This is a genomic window from Enterococcus sp. DIV0660C (assembly GCF_017316125.1).
Taxonomy (GTDB): Bacteria; Bacillota; Bacilli; order Lactobacillales; family Enterococcaceae; genus Enterococcus_B.
The window spans coordinates 37,784-43,783 of record NZ_JAFLWA010000005.1 but is presented as its reverse complement, the minus strand read 5'-3'; the positions used below and the strand labels follow the sequence as shown (position 1 = coordinate 43,783).

General features: G+C 35.1%; 6 protein-coding genes. All 6 read right to left on the bottom strand.

What is annotated here, in order from left to right:
* Positions 1-106: 106 nt before the first annotated feature.
* Positions 107-1,006, bottom strand: coding sequence for an AraC family transcriptional regulator (locus tag DOK81_RS01515; RefSeq protein ID WP_206907449.1), 900 nt, complete (start codon positions 1,004-1,006; stop codon positions 107-109).
* A 108-nt stretch (positions 1,007-1,114) separates the two neighbouring features.
* Entirely contained in the window at positions 1,115-1,957 is an 843-nt protein-coding gene (locus DOK81_RS01510; protein ID WP_206907446.1) for a TIM barrel protein, read from the bottom strand.
* Positions 1,958-1,967: 10 nt separating this feature from the next.
* On the bottom strand, positions 1,968-3,263 hold the full coding sequence (locus tag DOK81_RS01505) for a TRAP transporter large permease (protein ID WP_206907445.1): 1,296 nt from the start codon (positions 3,261-3,263) through the stop codon (positions 1,968-1,970).
* A 29-nt stretch (positions 3,264-3,292) separates the two neighbouring features.
* A complete protein-coding gene (locus tag DOK81_RS01500; protein WP_206907443.1) occupies positions 3,293-3,754 on the bottom strand; it encodes a TRAP transporter small permease in 462 nt (153 codons plus the stop codon).
* A 3-nt stretch (positions 3,755-3,757) separates the two neighbouring features.
* Entirely contained in the window at positions 3,758-4,771 is a 1,014-nt protein-coding gene (locus DOK81_RS01495; protein ID WP_206907441.1) for a TRAP transporter substrate-binding protein, read from the bottom strand.
* An 18-nt stretch (positions 4,772-4,789) separates the two neighbouring features.
* Entirely contained in the window at positions 4,790-5,899 is a 1,110-nt protein-coding gene (locus DOK81_RS01490; protein WP_206907439.1) for a glycoside hydrolase family 88 protein, read from the bottom strand.
* Positions 5,900-6,000: the final 101 nt, after the last annotated feature.

Genomic DNA, 6,000 nt, shown 5'->3' with positions numbered 1-6,000 from the left:
AAGATATGAGATTATTCCTGAACTGTTTAAGAACACAAAAAAGAAAAGAAATCGTCACACCTACAAGTTCTTTTTGTAGGTGTGACGATTTCTTTTGAATTGATTTTCACCGCTCATCTTCAAAATGTTCATAATGAACAATCTGATTTTGCGTATTCCGTTTTAAAAATTCTTTCGGTGTCAGTCCGAATTCTTTTTTAAAAGCTTTTAGAAAATGTGGATAAGATGTAAACCCACATTTACTATAAATAGCACTAGAGCTATGATATTCTTTTAATAGTTGTTTCGCATAAAGTAATTTCTTTTTCATAACATACTGATGGAACGTAAAACCTGTATATTTTTTGAATTCTCTTGTAATGTGATATTTACTTACAAAAAACTTTTTTTCCATCTCTTCTAGAGTCAGTGGATGTGACAAATTTTTTGAGATATATTCTAGCATTTGTTCAACTCGTTCATTCAGAATCACGGCATTTTCTACGTGAGTCTGTTCTTCTTTTTGAACGATCCTATTCAAAAAAATAAAGTAATCCACTAATGTTTGTTCATATTTAATATCCTCTCCATAACTCTGTTTATTAGGTGGATAATCAATAAAGGCTAATTTTTCTCTTAATAATTTAGGAGGGACTTTCAAGATACGGCTCCGCTTATCCCCCAGTGGTTTAAAACAAGAAGTTAGATTAGACCATTGTGTAGATCGACTTTCTAAAAATGAGGATGTAATAAATATGTATACTCTCTCAAAAACGTCTGAGGATTGGCGAACAATACGATGTAAGTCATTGGAATGGATCAACAAAATATTTCCTTCTTCAATCGTAAATTGTCGGCCGTTCAAGTAAAAAGTTGCTTTCCCTTTCAAAGTTGCATGGACTTCATAAAAATCATGATAATGATAAAGTGTTTGACTTTGGCTAACGACATTTTTCACATGATAAATTTCATATTGATTTGACACCATCGTATTGACTTGTTCACCATTTATTTTTTTTTGATTCATTGATCGTCCCTCCCAAAGCCTCGTTTATTCAATGGTGAATAAACAATATCATAGCCCATTTTACTTTCATCTTAAGTATCGCTCTCTTGATTCATTGGCTAGTAACTTTTATCCAAACGAATATGAGTCCTCAATTAACTTAACGGCACGTTGAATAGCTCGGTCCTTTGTCTCCTCCAAAACAACAAATAAATAAGGCTTCTTCTGTGCAATCAGCTTTATGATTTTTTGATAGTCCATCATTCCTTCACCCAAATTTACAGGTATAATTTGTTGTTTTTCTACAATAAAGTCTTTTAAATGAACCGCACATATCTTTTCGCCAAATGAATCAAAGGCGCTTTCTACAAGTTGGACTTGTTGTTGATAATTATCACTACTAATCAGGTTCGTTGGGTCTAAAATGATGCCTAAATAATCAGAATCTACAGCTTCAATTAGCTGACAAACACGTTCTAGCGAATAGATTGGATGGTTCAAACCCGGTTCGATTCCTACCACCATGTTGTACTTTTCTCCTGCATTCACTAATCGACGGATTACCGTAACTGCAGTTTCAAAAGCTTTGTCTGTAAAATTTTCTTCTGTATAACGTATTTCTGGAAAAACACAACCTGTCTCTGTGGCAACTATAGCGGCACCAAAAGAAGTAGCATACTGTAAATAATGTTCAAATTTGAGTAACAACTGTTCCCTGACTTCTAAATCCGGATGAATCATATTGATATAACAACTCAAAATACCTATATGAACATTTTCTTGCAATAATGTCCGCTTCATAAAATTACCCATCCCGGCATTGATGGCAGAAGCATCGGAATTGAGACCTTTAAAAGATAGTCCTAACGCTAGTTGTAGTGTATGCACTCCTTGATCACTTGTTTTTCTAGCCAGTTCTTCGGCTGTATGAACACCAGAAAGATCATGTCCACGTATCGTTAGATTTAACATTTTCTTTCTCCTATCCTAATATATCAGGTAACCACATTACAAGCTGTGGGAAGTACGTAATTAAGAATAAAACACCTAATATCACGCCGTAAAAAGGTAATAGTGGTTTAAGCATGGATTCTGCTTTTACTCCGCCTACACTAGCTCCAACATATAATCCTGTGCCAACTGGAGGAGTAATCGAACCTACACATAAATTCATTATCGAAAACAAACCGTAATGAACAGGGTCAATACCCACACTTGTCACGATTGGTAAAAAGATGGGAGTAAAAATCATAATTGCTGGCGCCACATCCATAAACATCCCGACTAACAATAAAACGACATTGACCAATAATAAAATAATCATTTTGTTATCAGTAATCCCTATAATCATACTACTAATTGCTTGAGGTATTCCTGTAAAAGCCATTGAGAATGACATCATTGATGAAGTAGCCAGCAAAAACATAATTGTCCCTGACATCGCAACCGCTTGAACCAACATATTTGGAATATCTCTTAACTTAACCGTTTTATAATAAAACATCGAAATCAATAATGAATAAATCACAGCAACTGCTGAAGCTTCTACTGCAGTAAATATGCCTGTTAAAATCCCACCAATGATAATAAGAATCAACAATAAACTGGGAATTGCTTCTTTCAATACTTTACCTGAATGTTTTATCTGATTTTTTTGTACTGTAGGGTATTTATTCTTTTTAGCAACCACAAAAGCAACTACCATGATTCCTAATGCCCAAAGTGCGCCTACGAGATATCCTCCCATAAACAAAGCCGAGATAGAAGTCCCACCTGCAACTAATGAATACATAATAAATGCTGTACTTGGCGGAATAACCATTCCAGTAGGTGCCGAAGCAATGTTCACTGCCGTTGCAAACTTGCGATCATAGCCTTCTTCCACTTGTTGAGGAATTAGTACGCCACCAATGGCTGTTGAAGCAGCAATTGCTGAACTCGAAATTGAGCCAAATAAAGCATTTCCCAATACATTCGTATGCGCTAGAGAGCCCGGAATACGTCCGACAAAAAGCATCGAAAAATCTACTAACTTTTTCGCTATCCCACCATTATTCATAATTATTCCTGAAAAGACAAAAAATGGAATCGCTATTAGAGAAAAGCTATTAATACTCCCAACCATTTTCTGTGCTGAACTAAAGGTAGCAACATCAAAAGGAATCACTAGCAGCAGCGTCATCATTGATGAAAATGCAATACTAATTGCAATTGGCATCCCTACAATAAGCAATATAACAAAAACGAAAAACAGAACCATTCCAGCTTCTAATGCCATATTATTTCTCCATTTCTATACTTTTTCAATTATTTAACAGTATTGAATGTATCAATCAAATTTATTAAACTGTAAACAACAATCAGGCAGCCTGATACAGGTACCGATAAATAAACATAGCCCATAGGTATTCCTAACGAGGGAGATAATTGTCCCATCGTCAAGGTAACCGCATTCATTCCACCATAAACCATAATAATAGTAGCAAATAATAGAAACAATGTTTGTACTACTATCTCTAACACCCAACTTCTAGTTCCTGTTAATTTTTCACTTAAAATTGTTACAGCTAAATGTGCTTTTTGCCCTACAACGTAAGCTGAAGAAAGCATGGCAAACCAGACAAGTCCAAAACGAACAAATTCTTCTGTCACGGTATTGGGATTACCTAATACCGTCCGAGAAAACACTTGCCACAAAACTACTCCTACCATTGCAAATAACAATACAGCACCAATAATTTCTAACAATTGATTCATTATTTTTTTCATTTATTAGGCTCCTTGATCTTGAATTTGCTGGTACAGTTGTTGATAAACTGGATCATTTTTGAATTCATCATGAAGTGGAGCCACTGCTTCACGAAATGGCGTATTATCGACTTTATTAAATTTAACCCCATATGCTTCTTGCGCAGTTGCTTTTTCTTCCTCAACAGCCTTAGAAAAGGCTTCAATTTCAAAAACTGTCGATTCTTTTGCTGATTCATAAATCGCCGTTTCTTGCTCTTCTGTTAGTTGCTCTTTGATTGCATCGTTCATAATCATAATATCCGGTACACGAGTATGTTCATCATAAGAATAGTATTTCGCAACTCCTCCATGCCCTGCTGTATGTAACACAAATTCATTATTCTCGGAACCATTGATCAAATTCGATTGTAAAGAAGTATAAACTTCATCACTTCCCATAGGTACCGCAGATCCGCCAAGTAATTCTACCATTTTAATAGCTGTTTCACTTTGCATAACACGGATTTTCTTTCCTAACAAATCTGATGGTGTTTGAATAGGACCATCAACCATATAGAAGCTTCGTTGACCTGAATCATAGTAGGTTAAACCAGTAAAACCTAAATCTGTGGTTGATTGATAAATCGGCGTCATTATTTCTTCATTGTCCATTACGTCAAAAAAGTGTTTTTCACTTTCAAATAAGTACGGAACAGAAAAAATAGAGTAATTTTTTGAAAAACTTTCTAAAGCAGAGGCACTGACTTTTGTAAAGTCTACGGCTCCTGACTGAGTTAATTCAATCAATTCCCTTTCACCGCCAAGTTGACCATCTGGAAAATATTGAATTTTAACTGTTCCGTCTGTCTTTTCCTCTACTAATCGACCAAATTCGTTCATCGCATCAATCACAGGCTGACTATTACTAGCATAAGCAAAACGTAAATTGATTGTTTCTTTTTCATCTGTAGCTGTAACGTTTACAGCACTACCGCAACCATTTAATCCCAGTAAACTCAAGCCAAATATTCCTGCTAGCAAGATTACTTTTTTCATTTTGTCTTCCTTTCTTTTTTAACAATACGAAACTAACAATTCTGTTAAACAAAGCATCGTTAACGATTGACCATATGGCATAGCAGTAATTCCAATATTGCGATAAAATTCTAAATCGTCCCCCATTCCTGTACCGATCGAAACATTGTGTACTTCACCATTTTCATCAATTTGTTCTAATAAACCTTGTATTGCACGATAAGCAACTTCTTTATACTTTGGTTCCAAATATCTCTTATGAACAGCTTTTAAGATGCCATATGCAAAGCCAGCTGTTGCTGATGATTCAACATAAGAGGACTCATCATCCAATAATGTATGCCACAAACCGCTTTCTGCTTGATATTTAGCTAATGTCTGAACCTGCGCTTCTAACGTTTCAACTAAAAGTTTTCGTAGAGCGTCATCTTTAGATAATTCTAAAATCTCAATGATTTCAGGGATTGCCATTGTTAACCAGCAATTACCACGCGCCCAAAACGCTTCCGCATAATTGTGATTTCCTTCAAAGGTCCAACCGTGATACCACAAACCAGTACGTTTATCCATCAAATATTTAATATGGATCATAAACTGATAACGAGCCTCTTCTAAATACTCTGAGCGATTTAATAACTTCCCAATTTTAGCCAGAGGTAATACTGTCATCATCAAGGTGTCATCCCATAACTGATTTTTATTTTCTGGACCATATGTCGCATGCTGTAACCCTTGTTCGTTTGTTCTAGGCATCTCATACATTACCCATTCTGCCCATTGTTCCAAGTAAGGTAAATAGCGTGAATCCTTTGTATCTTCATACAAATAAGCCATTGTTAATAATGGAGCCATCGTATTTACATTTTTTGGTGGTGCGCCTTCTTCCATACGTGCTTCAAACCAATCATTAACAACTTCTAAAGCTCGATGATTTTTAGTTAATTGATAATTCTTATAGGTCCCATACAGACCAATTCCTTGTGGCCAATTCCATACTGTCCAGCTTTTATCATCAACCTTTAATCCATCAAAATCCAATAGAAAATCGCCACTTTCATCTTTTATGGTTGTTAAATTTTCTAAAAGTAAAGCAATTTTCTCTTTTACTAATTCTTTTGGTACAAAAATTTCTTCTTTAATAATTGACATTTCATCCACGCCCTTTCTAAAACGCTTTCATTTATTGATATCCTTAATATAGCAAGAATCCTATACCCTATAAATAGGATAAATTGAGAAAAAAATATCTA

Coding starts and splice junctions, on each gene's coding strand:
- DOK81_RS01500 (WP_206907443.1), bottom strand. CDS start 3,754: ATGAAAAAAATAATGAATCAATTGTTAGAAATTATTGGTGCTGTATTG.
- DOK81_RS01495 (WP_206907441.1), bottom strand. CDS start 4,771: ATGAAAAAAGTAATCTTGCTAGCAGGAATATTTGGCTTGAGTTTACTG.
- DOK81_RS01515 (WP_206907449.1), bottom strand. CDS start 1,006: ATGAATCAAAAAAAAATAAATGGTGAACAAGTCAATACGATGGTGTCA.
- DOK81_RS01510 (WP_206907446.1), bottom strand. CDS start 1,957: ATGTTAAATCTAACGATACGTGGACATGATCTTTCTGGTGTTCATACA.
- DOK81_RS01505 (WP_206907445.1), bottom strand. CDS start 3,263: ATGGCATTAGAAGCTGGAATGGTTCTGTTTTTCGTTTTTGTTATATTG.
- DOK81_RS01490 (WP_206907439.1), bottom strand. CDS start 5,899: ATGTCAATTATTAAAGAAGAAATTTTTGTACCAAAAGAATTAGTAAAA.